13 protein-coding genes are annotated in these 14,351 nt (G+C 67.4%); 6 read left to right on the forward strand and 7 right to left on the reverse strand.

The features are described from left to right. Position 1: 1 nt before the first annotated feature. Genes BZF61_RS06685 through BZF61_RS06700 form a run of 4 tightly spaced genes read left to right on the forward strand, consistent with a single transcriptional unit; the run spans position 2 to position 3,775 of the window. A complete protein-coding gene (locus BZF61_RS06685; protein WP_086617923.1) occupies positions 2–793 on the forward strand; it encodes a flagellar biosynthetic protein FliR in 792 nt (263 codons plus the stop codon). Then, positions 793–1,929 (forward strand): EscU/YscU/HrcU family type III secretion system export apparatus switch protein, encoded by a 1,137-nt coding sequence (locus tag BZF61_RS06690; protein ID WP_086617924.1) that lies wholly within the window; start codon positions 793–795, stop codon positions 1,927–1,929. Before BZF61_RS06685 ends, BZF61_RS06690 begins: the two co-directional genes overlap by 1 nt. Positions 1,930–1,959: 30 nt before the next feature. Beyond that, positions 1,960–3,393, forward strand: coding sequence for a flagellar filament capping protein FliD (fliD, locus tag BZF61_RS06695; RefSeq protein ID WP_086617925.1), 1,434 nt, complete (start codon positions 1,960–1,962; stop codon positions 3,391–3,393). A gap of 13 nt (positions 3,394–3,406) precedes the next feature. Continuing rightward, positions 3,407–3,775 carry a flagellar protein FliS gene (locus BZF61_RS06700; RefSeq protein ID WP_086617927.1) on the forward strand — a complete coding sequence of 123 codons (369 nt, stop codon included), beginning with the start codon at positions 3,407–3,409 and terminating at the stop codon, positions 3,773–3,775. On the opposite strand, the gene BZF61_RS06705 is transcribed toward BZF61_RS06700, so the two are convergent. The 5 genes from BZF61_RS06705 to BZF61_RS06725 form a co-directional block, all read right to left on the reverse strand. Then, positions 3,772–4,653, reverse strand: a complete 882-nt coding sequence (locus BZF61_RS06705) for an alpha/beta hydrolase (protein WP_086618016.1) — start codon at positions 4,651–4,653, stop codon at positions 3,772–3,774. The genes BZF61_RS06700 and BZF61_RS06705 overlap by 4 nt on opposite strands. 64 nt (positions 4,654–4,717) lie before the next feature. Further along, positions 4,718–6,214: a lipopolysaccharide biosynthesis protein gene (locus BZF61_RS06710; protein ID WP_086617928.1), complete on the reverse strand. Its 1,497-nt coding sequence runs from the start codon at positions 6,212–6,214 to the stop codon at positions 4,718–4,720. Further along, the gene (locus BZF61_RS06715; RefSeq protein ID WP_086617929.1) at positions 6,207–6,431 is read right to left on the reverse strand and encodes a hypothetical protein; all 225 of its coding nucleotides are present in this window, start codon (positions 6,429–6,431) and stop codon (positions 6,207–6,209) included. Before BZF61_RS06715 ends, BZF61_RS06710 begins: the two co-directional genes overlap by 8 nt. A gap of 100 nt (positions 6,432–6,531) precedes the next feature. Next, positions 6,532–7,644 (reverse strand): S-(hydroxymethyl)glutathione dehydrogenase/class III alcohol dehydrogenase, encoded by a 1,113-nt coding sequence (locus BZF61_RS06720; protein ID WP_086617931.1) that lies wholly within the window; start codon positions 7,642–7,644, stop codon positions 6,532–6,534. A gap of 56 nt (positions 7,645–7,700) precedes the next feature. Then, positions 7,701–7,886: a C1orf53 family protein gene (locus tag BZF61_RS06725; protein WP_086617932.1), complete on the reverse strand. Its 186-nt coding sequence runs from the start codon at positions 7,884–7,886 to the stop codon at positions 7,701–7,703. 177 nt (positions 7,887–8,063) lie between these two features. Here BZF61_RS06725 and BZF61_RS06730 point away from each other — a divergent pair, with 177 nt between their 5' ends. Together BZF61_RS06730 and BZF61_RS06735 are read left to right on the forward strand one after the other, a co-directional pair. Then, complete coding sequence (locus BZF61_RS06730) at positions 8,064–10,496, forward strand: M1 family metallopeptidase (RefSeq protein ID WP_086617933.1); 2,433 nt, start codon at positions 8,064–8,066, stop codon at positions 10,494–10,496. Then, positions 10,493–10,996, forward strand: coding sequence for a DUF6702 family protein (locus tag BZF61_RS06735; protein WP_086617935.1), 504 nt, complete (start codon positions 10,493–10,495; stop codon positions 10,994–10,996). Before BZF61_RS06730 ends, BZF61_RS06735 begins: the two co-directional genes overlap by 4 nt. Here the strand turns inward: BZF61_RS06735 and BZF61_RS06740 are convergent. Together BZF61_RS06740 and BZF61_RS06745 are read right to left on the reverse strand one after the other, a co-directional pair. Then, a complete protein-coding gene (locus BZF61_RS06740) occupies positions 10,986–13,169 on the reverse strand; it encodes a putative bifunctional diguanylate cyclase/phosphodiesterase (RefSeq protein WP_086617936.1) in 2,184 nt (727 codons plus the stop codon). The genes BZF61_RS06735 and BZF61_RS06740 overlap by 11 nt on opposite strands. 142 nt (positions 13,170–13,311) lie before the next feature. After that, on the reverse strand, positions 13,312–14,310 hold the full coding sequence (locus BZF61_RS06745) for a protochlorophyllide reductase (RefSeq protein WP_086617938.1): 999 nt from the start codon (positions 14,308–14,310) through the stop codon (positions 13,312–13,314). Between the last annotated feature and the right edge of the window lie 41 nt (positions 14,311–14,351).

Genomic DNA, 14,351 nt, shown 5'->3' on the forward strand with positions numbered 1-14,351 from the left:
CATGAACCTGCTCGATTTCGGCTTGGCCAGCATCGAGGCGCAGCTGTGGCAGATCCTGTTCCTCTCGATCCGCGGCGGAGCAGCGCTGCTGGCCGCGCCGATGGTGGGCGGGATGGCCGTGCCCGCGCCCTTGCGCATCCTTTTGAGCATCGTGCTCGGGTTCTTCGTCGCCAGCTGGGTGCCGCTTGCGCCTGCGCCGGAAATGCTGAGCTTCGCTGCGATCCTCGCGGTGCTGCACGAAGTGGCGCTCGGCCTTGCGCTCGGCTTCGTGCTCCAGCTTGCCTTCGCCATTCCGCTGATCGCTGCCGAGCAGATTTCCGGCACCATGGGTCTTGCGATTGCCACTTCGATCGATCCGGCCAGCGGGGCGCAGTCGGGTGCGTTGGGCACCTTCTTCGGGCTTGTCCTCAGCCTGCTGTTTTACGCCACCGGCGCGCATCTGCTGTGGTTCGAGCTGCTGGTGGAAAGCTACCGGCTGCTGCCTGCAGGCCAGTTTGCTTTCGCAGGTTGGCGGGCCGAGAGCGTCGGGCTGTTCTTCGGCTACGGGCTTGCCACGGCCGCCGCGATTGCCCTGCCGGTGGTGCTGGTGCTGCTGCTCGTCCAGGTGGTGACCGGCCTCATCGCGCGCTCGGCCCCTTCGCTCAACCTCTTCGCGCTGGGCCTGCCCGCGGGCGTGCTCGCCGGGATTGCCGCGCTGATCATCGCCCTGCCGGTGATGGTCGAGCAGTTCGAGGGCGTGCTGGAGGCCGCACTCGATCAATCTGCGCTGCTGCTTGAACCGGGGCCGGGCTGATGGCCGAGGAAACCGCAGGCGAAAAGACCTTCGCGCCAACCCCCAGGCGGCTTGCCGATGCGGCGAAGAAGGGGGATGTGCTGCGCTCGAAGGAGCTGGCGACGCTGGCCGCGACCGGCACCGGCGCGCTGGCGCTGCTGGGTCTGGGGCCATGGCTGGCCGAGCGCATGGCCGCGACCGCGCGCGCGGGCTTGCGCTTCGATCGCGCCGCGCTCGACGGGTTTGCACCGGGCGTGGCCATGGCCGATGCTGCGCTCGCCGTGCTGCCGCCGGTGCTGATGCTGGGGCTGGGGGTGGCGCTGGTCACCGCTGTCTCGCAACTCCTGCCGGGCGAGGGGCGCTTCGTTGCCGGCAATGCGGGGTTCAAGGCCTCGCGCATCAATCCGCTCTCCGGCCTCAAGCGCATCCTCGGCTGGCACGGGCTGATCGAGCTGGGCAAGGGCCTCGCCAAGCTCGCGCTGCTCGGCGGGATTGCCTGGTTCTGGGCGGCGGCGCACGGGCCGGGGTTGCTGCTGTTCGGCCGCAATCCGCTGCCCGAGCAATTGCGCCTTGCGGCCGAGGCCCTGACCAGTCTGGTCGGGGCCTTGCTGGGCGGTCTCGCGGTCATTGCCGCGATCGACTATCCGCTCCAGCGTTTCCAGCGCGACAAGCGGCTCAAGATGAGCCTTCAGGAACTGCGCGATGAGACCAAGGAGGCCGAAGGCTCGCCAGAGATGAAGTCGGCCCGCCGCCAGCGCCAGCGCGATCTCGCCCGCGGGGGCGTGGCCAAGGCGATGAAGGAGGCGCAGTTCGTGATCGTCAACCCGCTGCATTTCGCGGTGGCGCTGACCTATGATCCCGCGCTCGCGCCCGCGCCGGTGGTGCTTGCCAAGGGGCGGGGCGACACCGCACTGGCGATGCGCGAGATCGCGCGCGAACAGGGCCTGCCGCTGCTCGAATATCCGCAGCTCGCCCGCGCGGTCTATTTCACCACCCAGCCCAACCAGATGGTGCGCGAGGAGCTCTACGTCGCCATCGCCGCGCTGGTGGCTTTCGTGATGGCGCTCAAGCGGGGCCAGCATCCGCGCCGTCCGGTGGTGGAGGTGCCGCCCGAGTTGCGCTTCGACAGCGAGGGAAGGCGCCTGATGCCCGCTTAAGACCGGCGGCGTCTGGCCGTTCTGCACGGCATGACCACGACCTCCGGCTCCTCGATCATCTCCGCGCTCGGCGCAGGCAGCGGCGTCGATTTCATCAAGCTCGCTAGCGATATCTCGGCTGCGAGCTTTGCGGTGCAGCGCCAGTCGGCCGAGACCCGGCGCACCGCGCTCGAGGCGCAGATCTCCGCCGCCGCGCAGCTGCGCAATGCGGTGACCGGCCTTGCCAGCGCGCTGGGCGAGCGGATTCGCGGCGGCGACCTTGCCCCGCGTGCCGAAATCGGCAACCCCGCGGTGGCGCGTGTCAGCGTGCCTGCCGGGTTCAGCCCGCGCGGCAGCTTCACGCTCGAAGTCACCCAGCTTGCCCGCGGCCAGACCCTGGTCGGCAAGAGCTTCGCCAGCCGCGATGCGCTGGTGGGCGAGGGCACGCTGACGCTGCGCTTCGGGACGATCGACGGCGCGAGCTTCACCGCCGATGTCGCCCACCCGGCGATCGACATTGCCGTGACCGCCACCGATACGCTCGCCACGCTTGCGACCAAGATCAACCAGGCCAGCGGCGGGGCGGTGAGCGCCTATGTCGCCTCCGGCACGGGCGGAGCGCAGCTGGTATTGAAGGGCCGCGAGGGCGCGGCCAATGGCTTCGTGCTGGAAGCGGCCGGTGCGGGCGGCGCGGCGGCGCCGGGGGACCTGTCCTATCTGGGCTGGGATCCCGCGAGCGATGCCGGCGAGCTGCGCCAGAGCGCGCAGAACGCCGCCTTCGCGCTCGACAGCGTGGCGATGACCAGCGCGACCAACCGCGTCACCGGCCTGCCGGGCGGGTTCACGCTCGAACTCGCCGCCACCAACCCCGGCGCGCCGACCACGCTCGCCTTCGCCAGCAACTCCGATGCGATTTCCGGGGTGATGAACGACCTGGTGGGCGCGCTCAACGAGATCGTCGGCCAGATGAACCAGCTTGCGGCGCCGATCGGCGGGGCGCTTGGCAACGATAGCGGCGCGCGCGAGCTGCGCCGCGATCTTGCCGGGCTGGCGGGCCGGGTGGTGATGCCGGGCGCTGCAACCGGCGAGCCGCGCACGCTTGCCGATCTCGGTCTGGTGCTCAACCGTGACGGCACCTTCCAGCTCGACAGCGCGCGGCTGGGTCGGGCGCTGGCCGACACCCCGGATGCGGTGGCGGCGATGTTCTCCACTGGGGTTGCGGGCGTCTTTGCCACGGTCGATCGTTTCGCGCGCGAGAACAGCCTCGTGTCCGATCCCGGCTCGCTCGGCGGTTCGCTGCGCCGGTTCGAGACCCAACTTGCCACCAACGACGAGCGGCTGGCGGCGATCGCCGAGCAGCAGGAAGCCCTGCGCGAGCGCCTGACCCGCGAATTCGTTGCTTCCGAAAAGCGGGTCGCGGCCTCGCAATCGACGCTCGCCTTCCTGCGCCAGCAGGTCGATATCTGGTCGAAGAGCGATCGCTGAGGGGGTCGGGAAGATGCGGATGCTTTCGCACAATCCCGCCGCGGCCTATCGCCGGGTCGAGCTCGATGCGCGGATCGAAGCGGCAGGCCCGGCCGATCTCACGCGAATCTGTCTCGAGGAGGCGGTGGCAGCGCTCGGGCAGGCGCTGATCGCGCTCGAACGCGCGCCCGACAGCGTCCCGCGCGCGGCGCTGGCGCGGGCGCAGGCCATCACGATGTGGCTCGCCCGCTCGGTTGCGCCGGAGCACCCGCTGCGCGAGAGCCTCGTCACCTTCTATGCCGGGCTGGCGCATCAGATCGCGGGCAATTTCGTGCGCGCCAGAGCCGAAGAAATCGCGCGGGTGCGCGGCGATCTCAGCGATCTGCTCGCCGCTGCCGCCTAGGCGATGAACCCGGCGATGATCCGCGCAGCATCGGCCGGGTCTTCGAAGGGGTGGAAATGGGTGCGATCGGGGCGGTAGAGATCGGTGCCCTGCGGCAGCACGTTTGCCAGTTCGGGCCAGGTCGGCGAGCTCTTGAAGTCCTGCAGGTCGGTCATCTGCGCGCGCACCACCAGCACCGGAATATCGACTGTCCGCGCCGCGTCCAGGATGGCGCCGTTGCTGCGGCTGGAGCCATAGACGCTGGCTTCCATTTCGGGGCTGCAGGCCAGTTCCATGCCCGCACCCGAGGCGGCGGGGACAAGGCCATGGCGGCAGTAGTCGGCGAAAACCCGCGCGTCGAACAGGCGATAGGGATCACGCGAAAGGAACCGCGCCATCATTTCCTCAGGGGAGGCGAAGTCGCGCTTGCGGCGGATCGCCGGATGGGGATTGTCGGCGGTGAAGAGCGGCTCGGGCAGCGCGTAGAATTCCGGCGCGAGGATCACCGGATCGAACAGCACGAGGCGGCTGAAGGCCCCTGGGCGGTCCGCGGCGACCTGCACCAGCGTGTGCCCGCCCATCGAATGGCCGATGCCGACCGCATGGGACAGGCCCGCCTGTTCGAGCAATTGCGCCACGTCGTGCGCCATGATCCGCCAGTCGCTGATCGGCCCGCCGCCCGAAAGGCCGTGCCCGCGCAGGTCGATGGCGTGGATGGCGTGGCCGGGGAAATGCTCCACCACTGCGTCCCACACACGCCCGTGAAAGCCCGTGGCATGGGCAAAAACCAGCGCTGGCGCATCCGGGCTGCCGGGGACGGGTGCCCATTCGTGCACGACCAGATCGATGTCGTTCACGCGATAGGTGCGGGCGAGCGGCTCGGGACGGGTGTTGCGCATGGCGTTGCCCAACCGGAACATGCCCGCAGTGTCAATCGCACGAATTTGTGAGGGGTGCCCGGCGTTATTGCGCGGGCAGCGGCGCGCTTTCGCCGCGTTCGCGCAGAAACCGTAGCGCCTCGGCCAGGCGGTCGGGGGCGATCAGCTGCATCGCCCCGCCATAGAGCGCCACGCCCAGCAGCACCGCAGCCGTCAGCGCCACCAGCGGCATCACCGGCGGCAGCACACGCAGCATCAGTTCCACCCCGGCCGCCATGATCAGCGAGGCGGCCAGCAGGGGCGCCAATGCGCCGGCGAGGCCGCGCAGCGTCAGTCCGATGATTCTGCCTGACAATGTCACCGTCGCCGCTGTCAACACGGCCATTCCGCCGACCCAGCCCCAGGCAAAACCCGTTACCCCCCAATGCGATCCGATCAGGAAGGCGCAGGGCATGACGAGGCTGCCGATCATCGTGATCCGCAACGCCGCCTGCGGCACGCCGCGCGCGTTGGTGGCAGGCGCGAACAGGATCTGCAGCGTCAGCATCGCCATCGCTCCGGCAAGGATCGGCAGGAGCGGGACGATCTCGCCCCACTTCTCGCCCAGCAGCACCGGCACCAGCACCGGCGCGACCACGGCGAGGCCGGCATAGGCGGGCAGCCCCACCAGCATCACCAGCCGGATCGTTGCGAGCAGGGCGGATGCGCCCTGATCGGCCATCTGCTCGCCCTGCTGGCGCGCATAGGCGGCATAGGCGACCTCGTTGATCGGCGGCACGAACTTGGCCGCGAGCAGCTGGGCCAGAAACAGACCCGTGGTATAGACGCCGAGACTGTGGGCATCGAGCACGCGCCCGGCGATCATCACGTCGGCCTGGCTCTGGATGAACCAGAAGATCTGGGTTGCCGTCATCACGCCGCCGAAGCCGGCGATTTGCCTTGCGCCGGAGAAGCGGAACGAGGGGCGGATCGGCGCGCGCGCGGCCCAGGTCATGCCGATGGCCTGGGCCAGAAGCATCGCCATCGGCGCGCAGACCAGCGTCCATACGCCCCAGCCCGACAACGCGCCCGTGAGCGCGGTCGCTGCGCCAGCGAGCGCGGCGGCAAGCCGCACCTGCGCGGGGCGACGGAAATCCATCTGGCGGCTGAGGATGGCGTGCGGCAGGGCGCAGAAGGGCACCGCCAGATAAAGCAGCGATTGCACCCTGAGCAGTTCGGTCACCAGCGGCTGCTCGAACCACAAGGCGACCAGCGGCGCGGCGAGCCACTGGGCCAGCGCCAAGCCGCAGTTGAGCAGGATCAGCATCCCCAGCGTCTGGCGCAGCCGTTCCTTGCTGACATGCTCCTCGCGGATCAGCGCGGAGGCAAGCCCCCAGCCGTTCATCGTGCTGAGGAACATCAACATGACCTGCGTCATCGCGAAAAGCCCGTAATCCTGCGGCGCGAGCAGGCGGATGACGATCAGGGTCGAGCACCAGGACACGATCTGGGTCAGGACCTGGCTGCCCGAACGCCAGATCACCGCGGTGCGCACCTGCGCCGCGAGCGAGGAGCGAGCTGTGGCGGGATCGGCTTCAGCCATGGGCGCGCGTCCCCTTCGCCGGTTCGCTCGCGTGTGCCGTTTTCGACCCGCGGCTGCTCTCGCCCGCGCCGACCCGATTGGCCCCGCCCGGATGCCGCGCGCGTTGCAGGCGGCCGGGCTGCGCCAGGCTGCGGCGGGCGAGCGCGTCGGTCTCGGGCCGGAAGCCCCGCGGCGCCGTGACCTTCAGCTGGCCGGCTGCATTCCTGCTCTCGTCCATTGCTCACCATTCGCGCCACGGGGTGATGTGGCGCGGCGGCCATAGCGCGCCCGGCGTAACCACGCGGTTAACCACGGGTCACCGCGCCGGGGCGGTGGATTCAGAATACCACCACCGAACGGATCGACTTGCCCTGGTGCATCAGTTCGAAGCCGGTGTTGATCTCCTCGAGGCCCATGACATGGGTGATCATCGGGTCGATCTCGATCTTGCCGGTCATGTACATGTCGACGATCTTGGGCACGTCAGTGCGGCCCTTGGCCCCGCCGAAGGCGGTGCCGCGCCAGTTGCGGCCGGTGACGAGCTGGAACGGACGGGTGGCGATCTCCTTACCCGCTTCAGCCACACCGATGATCACGCTGGTGCCCCAGCCGCGGTGGCAGGCTTCCAGCGCGGTGCGCATCACTTCGGTGTTGCCGGTGGCATCGAAGGTGTAATCCGCCCCGCCATCGGTCATTTCGACGATCCTGGCGACGATTTCTTCGCGGCTCATGCCGGACGGATTGACGAAGTGGGTCATGCCGAAACGCCGGCCCCATTCCTCGCGCGCCGGGTTGATGTCGAGCCCGATGATCAGGTTCGCGCCTGCCAGCCGCGCGCCCTGAATGACGTTGAGGCCGATGCCGCCGAGGCCGAACACCACCACGTTGTCGCCGACCTGTACCTTGGCCGTGTTGATGACCGCGCCGATGCCGGTGGTAACCCCGCAGCCGATATAGCAGGCGGACTGGAACGGCGCGTCCTCGCGGATCTTCGCCACGGCGATCTCGGGCAGGACGGTGAAGTTCGAGAAGGTCGAGCAGCCCATGTAGTGATAGATCGGCTTGCCCTTGTAGGAAAAGCGCGTCGTGCCGTCGGGCATCAGCCCCTTGCCCTGCGTTGCGCGGATCGCGGTGCACAGGTTGGTCTTGCCGGAAAGGCAGCTTTTGCACTGGCGGCATTCCGGGGTGTAGAGCGGGATCACGTGATCGCCCGGCTTCACGCTGGTCACCCCCGCGCCGACCTCGCGCACGATTCCGGCGCCTTCATGGCCGAGCACGCTGGGGAAAATCCCCTCGCTGTCGAATCCGCCGAGCGTGTAGGCATCGGTATGGCAAATGCCCGTCGCCATGATCTCGACCAGCACCTCGCCGGCCTTGGGGCCTTCGAGATCAAGCTCGACGATTTCGAGCGGCTGCTTGGCTTCGAAGGCAACGGCGGCGCGGGTTTTCATCGGCGGATCTCCTTGCGTCCCCTGGCTATTCCCGCAGGCTTGCCCGATGGCAAGCCTCAGCGTGGCTTGGGCACCGCCGCGTGGTCATAGGGGCAATGGCGGCAGCCAGATCCGCAGCACTTGCCGCGCGCAAGGTGGGCGATGCGGGTGAACACGATGTAGCCCGTGGCCGGATCGCGATAGGTGCTTTCTCCTCGCGCGCAGGCGGCTTCGTGCAGGGCGTGCCACGGGGGAAGCGTCATGGCCCGGGGCAATAATCGGCCTCGCCGCCAAGGCCAAGCGCCGCGCGCACCGCCTGGCAAGATTGCCATGAGGATCCAAATCATCATCGCGGTGGCGGATTGGCCCCTTGTCTCGGCGCGGCTTTTGCGCTGTGACCGCAACCCGAACCCGTGTAGCTGCCTTGCCGGAGAACGCCCTTGCGTTTCGTTCTGTTTGTCCTTGCCCTGCTTTTCGCTGTCCCCGCCGCCGCACAGGGCGTGCAACAGACCAAGGGCAGTTTCGAGGACAAGTTCCGCCAGCTCGATGAAGTCCTGCCCACCCCCAACACCTATCGCAATGCCAGCGGCGCACCCGGGCATGAATATTGGCAGCAGAAGGTCGATTACCGGATCCAAGCCGAGCTCGACGAGCCCAGGCGCCGCCTGACCGGCCGTGCCACGGTGCGCTACACCAACAATTCGCCCGACACCCTACCATGGCTGTGGATGCAGCTCGATCAGAACATCTTCAAGCGCGATTCGCTGGCCGAACTCACCGATGCCTTTGGTGGCCCGGGCCGGCGCGGGCCGAAGGTCAGCCTCGGCTCGGCGACCGAGCCGACCAAGCTCTCGCTCGACGAGCTGCGCCGCCAGCAGGCGATGGCGGACAATGACTATGGCTATGAAATCAGTGCGGTGAAGACGCTGGCCGGGGCCGATCTGCCGCACACCATCGTCGGCACGCTGATGCGGATCGACCTGCCCGAGCCGCTCGCGCCGGGAGCAACTGTTGAATTCACCATCGCTTGGGCCTTCAACATCGTTGAGGAAGACGCGGTGGTGGCGCGTTCGGGCTACGAACATTTTCCTGACGATCCGCGCAAGGGCGGCAACGACATTTTCCTCCTCGCCCAATGGCTCCCGCGCATGGTCGCCTATTCGGACTATGAAGGCTGGCACAACAAGGAGTTCCTCGGGCGCGGCGAGTTCACGCTCGAATTCGGGGACTATGAAGTCGCGATGACCGTGCCCGACGATCACATCGTCGCCGCGACCGGGGTGCTCCAGAACCCGGAACAGGTGCTCACCCCGGCCCAGCGCCAGCGGCTGGAGACGGCGAAGAACGCTGCCGCGCCGGTGTTCATCGTCACCCCCCAGGAAGCCGCGGCTGCCGAAGCGGGCAATCCCAAAGGCAAGAAGACCTGGCGGTTCTCGGCGCAGAACGTGCGCGATTTCGCCTGGGCTTCCAGCCGCAAGTTCATGTGGGATGCGCAAGGGGTCAAGCAGCCTGGTGCCGAGCATAAGACCGTGCTCGCCATGAGCTTCTGGCCCAAGGAAGGCGGGGAATTGTGGCGCAAATATTCGACCGCCGCGGTGGTCCACACGCTCAAGGTCTATTCGCGCTTCAGCTTCGATTATCCCTATCCCACTGCGCAGTCCGTCAACGGGCCGGTGGGCGGGATGGAATATCCGATGATCACCTTCAACGGACCCCGGACCACGCTCAACAAGGACGGCACGCGCACCTATTCGCTGGCCGAGAAGATGTTCCTCGTCGGTGTGGTGATCCACGAGATCGGGCACATCTACTTCCCGATGACGGTGAACTCGGACGAACGTCAGTGGACGTGGATGGACGAGGGCCTCAACTCCTTCCTGGATTCGGTTGCCGGCTATGAATGGGACCCGACCCTGCCGTGGACCCGCAGCCTGCCGCGCGACATGGTCTCCTACATGGTCTCGAGCCAGCAGGAACCGATCATGACCCAGTCGGATTCGGTCACCAACCTCGGCGCCAATGCCTATGGCAAGCCCTCGGCGGCCTATCACCTGCTGCGCGACACCATCATCGGGCGGGAGCGCTTCGACTTCGCGCTCAGGGAATATGCCCGGCGCTGGAAATTCAAGCGTCCGACCCCGGCGGATTTCTTCCGTACCATCGAGGAAGCCAGCGGCACTGACCTCGACTGGTTCTGGCGCGGGTGGTTCTACACCACCGATCATGTCGATATCAGCCTCGATTCGATCTACCGGCTGAGGATCGACACCAAGGATCCCGACATCGATCTGCCGCGCCGCCGGGCCGAGCGCCAGGTCGAACCCGAACCGGTCGGCATCGGCCTCAACCGTGATCAGAAGCTGCCGGTGTGGGTGCTGGAAAATCCGGGCCTGCGCGACTTCTACGACCGTAATGACGAATTCACCGTCACCCCCAAGGACCGCAGGGACTACACCAGCTTCCTCGAAGGGCTCGAGCCTTGGGAGCGGCGCGTGTTCGACCGCGCGGTGAAGGAGGATGCGAACTACTATGTCCTCAATTTCTCGAACAAGGGCGGGCTGGTGATGCCGATCATTCTCGGCCTGACGTTCAAGGACGGCAGCACCGAAAAGCTCAAGATCCCGGCCGAAATCTGGCGCCGCAACGCGCGCGAGGTGGCCAAGCTGTTGGTGTTTCCCAAGGGCAAGGAGCTGGTCGAGGTGGTGATCGATCCCGACTGGGAAACCGGCGATGCCGATATCGAGAACAACCACTATCCGCGCCGCATCATCCCGAGCCGGATCGAGGCTTTCAAGGACGAGCAAGCGAAATCCCGCGTCAATCGCGACCTGATGGCCGAGACCGCCGGGACGGAGCCTGACGGACGCAAATGATGCTGCGGCGCCTGCTCGCGTTGTGCTTGCTGCTGTTGGCCCATCCGGCCGGGCCGCTGCTGGCGCACCAGCAGAAGATCACGATCACCTCGGTCTCGGTCAATCCGCGCACCGGGATGATCGAGGTCGTGCATCAGGTGCCGGTGCATGATGCCGAACACGCACTGACAATGCAGGGCGTGCGCCTGCCCGACATCATCGGCAGCGCGAAAAGCCGCGAGGACTTTGCCCGCTACGTCACCAGCCGCTTCGTGCTGGAGGTGGAGGGCGCGCCGCTCGCGCTGGCCTATGTCGGCAGCGAGATCTCGGGCGGCAGCCTGATGGTCTATCAGGAAGCCCCCGCGCCCGAGGGGGATGTCAGAGTGCGGGTCAATTCGCAGGTGCTTACCGATGTCTGGGCGCGGCAGGAAAACCGGGTCAATCTCGGTCGCGGCACACGCGTGACGACCTTCATCTTCACCGCCGGAGACGGCGCGCAGGAAGGTGTGCTCAAGCGCTGAGGCGCAGCGCTGCGGTGACGGGGCCGAGCCACGCTTGCAATTCATCGATCAGCATCGGCCGGCCATAGCGGTAGCCCTGCACGTGGCGACAGCCGATCGCGCGCAGGAAGGTTTCCTGCTCCTCGGTTTCGACCCCTTCGACCACCACCCTCAGGCCGAGGCTGTGGCCCATCTGCACGATCGCCTGGATGATCAGGCGCGACTGATGGTCCTCGGCGATCCCGGCGATGAAGTCGCGGTCGATCTTGACCTTCTTGATCGGGAACTGGCGCAAGTGGGTGAGCGAGGAGAAGCCGCTGCCGAAATCGTCGAGGCAGATGGTGAAGCCGCAGGCATCGAGCATCGCCAGCGAATCGCGCAGATGGCCGCTGGCATCGAGCAGCATGGTCTCAGTCACCTCGATGGTGAAGTTGCGCGGCATCAGCGGGCTGTCGTCAACCACCTCGATCAGGTGACGCACGAAATCGTCCTTGCGCAGATCCGCTTCCGACAGGTTGATGGCAATCCGGATCTCCGGCCCGAGCAGCGCGAGGATCGCCGGGGCGTCGGCGATCACGGCATCGAGCATGACGCGTGAGACCCGCCGCGACAATTCGGGATCGAGCAGCGCGGCAAAGATCTCGCTCGCGGTGACCAGGGTCCCGTCCGCGTCGCGCAGTCGCAGGAGCGCCTCGAGCGAGACGATCTGGCCGGTTTCGAGCGCCACGATCGGCTGGTAGGCGACCACCGCTCGACTCTGGTTGAGCGCGGTGCGCAGGCGGGCGCTGGCGCGCTGGCGCTCGCTCTGGCGCGCCTCGATCTGCGCGTCCCAGCATACCACGTGGCCGCGCCCCTGTTGCTTGCCGTGATACAGCGCCAGATCGGCACGGCGCATGATCTCCGCAGCGCTTCCGGGTTGCTCGGCTCGCGCCAGACCGCAGGTTGCGCCGACGCTGAGTGCGCTGCCGTCGAGCGCGACCACCGCATCAAGCTCGCCGATCAGCCGTTCGAGAAAGGCGCGCGCCTCCGCCAGCGTCATCGACGGCGGGAACAGCAGCGCGAATTCGTCGCCGCCCCAGCGAGCCAGGAACATCCCCTGCCCCAGACGCTGGTGGAAATGCGCCGCGATCGCCACCAGCACGCGGTCGCCGACCAAATGGCCGAGCGTGTCGTTGATATCCTTGAATCCGTCCAGATCCAGCAGCGCCACCATCACCGTCTCGCGGTCGGCGTGCTGCATCGCTCTGGACAACCTGCGGTCGAAGCTGGCCCGGTTGAACAGGCCGGTGAGGCGGTCGTGCTCGGCGGCCCGTTTGAGCGCGAGGTTGCGCAGGTGTTCTTCGGTGCAGTCGAGGATGATCCCCGCGACACTGTCGGGCTTGCCGTCGACATCGACCCGCTCGCCCACCACCCGGACGCGGCGCGGCCGGCCGTCGCGGCTGCGGATGCCGGTCTCGAACATGAACGGTCGGCCATCGGCAATGGTCTGCTGGAGCTTGGCGGTCACCATCTCCCGGTCTTCGGGCTCGTAAAGCGCAATCGCTTCCTCGACGGTCATCGGGCGCCCGAGCTCGATCCCGTTGATGGCATAGACCTGGTCCGACCAGTGGAGCTGATTGGTGGCAAGATCGACCCGCCAGCTGCCGACATTGGCGGCGCGCTCGGCCTGGCGGAAGATCTGCGAGCTTTGCTTGAGCGCCGTATTGGCCATGCTCAGCGCGCGCGTGCGCACGCCCAGCGCGATGCTTTGTTCGGCGAGTTCGGCCAGCATCGCGAGCGGCGCGATCTGGGCTTCGCTGAAGGCATGGGGTTCGGGCGAAATCGCGCACAGCGCGCCCAGCGTCACTGCGCCCTCGTTACGGATCGGCACGCCGAGATAGGAGCGGACGAAGGGCGCACCGGTCACCAGCGGATTGTCACGGAACCGCGGATCGGCGCGCGCATCCGCCACCAGCAGCGGCCCTTCGCCGGCAATGCAGATCGCGCAGAACGAGACATCGCGCGGGGTTTCGGTAAGGTCCAGCCCGGTGCTGCCGAGGAACCACTGACGCTCCGCCTCGACGATCGAGAGCAGCGCGATCGGGCAGCCCAGCATGGTGGTGGCCAGCAACGTGATGCGCGAGAACAGCGCCCGGTCGGCGCTGGTCTCGAGATCGAGACTGCGAAGGGCATCGAGGCGTGCGGAATCGCTCACCGTCCCAGCATAGACTTGGTTTCCTGAAAAAGTCTTATCTTGTCCGCCAGGTATAGCCTGCCGCCGGTGCCGGTCTGCACCGCGGCCACCAAGCGACGCGGCCGCGTCGCCTGCGCGGTTCCGGCCAAAAGCAAGGGGTCGCTCAGGCCGGTTCGCGGTGAGCGGGCTGTGCCAGACCGACCAGCGCCGCGCTGAGATCCCATAGCCGCGCCGCGCGGCGCTGGTTCTCGGCCTTGGCCGACAGCGGCTGGGCAAAGGCCTTGGCCCCCGGCTTCTGGCGGTTGCCCCAGCTCCAGTGCACGCCCGAGGCGGTGAAGGCCGGATCGGCCACCACCTGCGCCACGCGCTCACCCGAAAGCGGCTGCGAGACATAACCCTTGGTGATGTTCTTCTGGAACCACGGGAAGATCGCCTGAAAGGCGCGCGGGGCATGGCGGAACAGCGGCGTGTCGGCGACGCAGCCGGGATAGACAGTGGCAAAGACGATGCCCGTTGCCGCGTGGAAGCGCGCGTGCAACTCGCGGCTCATCATCATCAGCGCGAGCTTGGAATCCTTGTAGGCCTTGCCCGGTTTGAACGGCTTGCCGTCGATCATCGCAATAGGTGCGCGGAAACCGGCTTCCAGCCCTTCGAAATCGCCCAGATCGGCCGGCGCGGGGATGGGGACCCTGCCGCCGAACTCCTCCGAATTGGCGGTGACAGTGCCGAGCGCGACCAGCCGCGGGGCTGGGGCGGCCTGAAGGTCGGGCAGCAGCAGGTTGGCCAACAGGAAATGGCCGAGGTAGTTGGTCGCCACCGACAGCTCGAAGCCGTCGGGGTTGCGCAGCGGTGCTGCGACCCGCGGCAGGTACACCGCGGCGTTGAGCACCAGCGCGTCGAGCGCCCCGCCGCGGGCGCGCAGATGTTCGCGCGCAGCGATGGCGAGGGCGCGGACCGAGTCGAAATCGGCCAGGTCAAGGTGCATCAAGGTGCAATTGCCGGGCGCAATGCCGACCGCGCTTGCAGCGTCTTGCGCCTTGGCGAGATCGCGGCAGGCCATGATCACCTGCCAGCCCCGTGCGACCAGGGCTTGTGCGGTCCACAATCCCACGCCCGAGGAGGCTCCGGTAATCAGAGCGGTCGGTTGTGCCGTCGTGCGCATGGCTGCGAGACTTGCCGCAAGGCCATGCCGGTTTCAACAGG

It is taken from the genome of Erythrobacter tepidarius, assembly GCF_002155695.1.
GTDB classification, from domain to species: domain Bacteria; phylum Pseudomonadota; class Alphaproteobacteria; order Sphingomonadales; family Sphingomonadaceae; genus Erythrobacter; species Erythrobacter tepidarius.

Bases quoted from the DNA above. Each gene is read 5' to 3' on its own strand.
- BZF61_RS06685 (WP_086617923.1), top strand. From the start codon at position 2: ATGAACCTGCTCGATTTCGGCTTGGCCAGCATCGAGGCGCAGCTGTGG.
- BZF61_RS06715 (WP_086617929.1), bottom strand. From the start codon at position 6,431: ATGGACGAGAGCAGGAATGCAGCCGGCCAGCTGAAGGTCACGGCGCCG.
- BZF61_RS06720 (WP_086617931.1), bottom strand. From the start codon at position 7,644: ATGAAAACCCGCGCCGCCGTTGCCTTCGAAGCCAAGCAGCCGCTCGAA.
- BZF61_RS06705 (WP_086618016.1), bottom strand. From the start codon at position 4,653: ATGCGCAACACCCGTCCCGAGCCGCTCGCCCGCACCTATCGCGTGAAC.
- BZF61_RS06690 (WP_086617924.1), top strand. From the start codon at position 793: ATGGCCGAGGAAACCGCAGGCGAAAAGACCTTCGCGCCAACCCCCAGG.
- BZF61_RS06745 (WP_086617938.1), bottom strand. From the start codon at position 14,310: ATGCGCACGACGGCACAACCGACCGCTCTGATTACCGGAGCCTCCTCG.
- BZF61_RS06710 (WP_086617928.1), bottom strand. From the start codon at position 6,214: ATGGCTGAAGCCGATCCCGCCACAGCTCGCTCCTCGCTCGCGGCGCAG.
- fliD (WP_086617925.1), top strand. From the start codon at position 1,960: ATGACCACGACCTCCGGCTCCTCGATCATCTCCGCGCTCGGCGCAGGC.
- BZF61_RS06735 (WP_086617935.1), top strand. From the start codon at position 10,493: ATGATGCTGCGGCGCCTGCTCGCGTTGTGCTTGCTGCTGTTGGCCCAT.
- BZF61_RS06725 (WP_086617932.1), bottom strand. From the start codon at position 7,886: ATGACGCTTCCCCCGTGGCACGCCCTGCACGAAGCCGCCTGCGCGCGA.
- BZF61_RS06700 (WP_086617927.1), top strand. From the start codon at position 3,407: ATGCGGATGCTTTCGCACAATCCCGCCGCGGCCTATCGCCGGGTCGAG.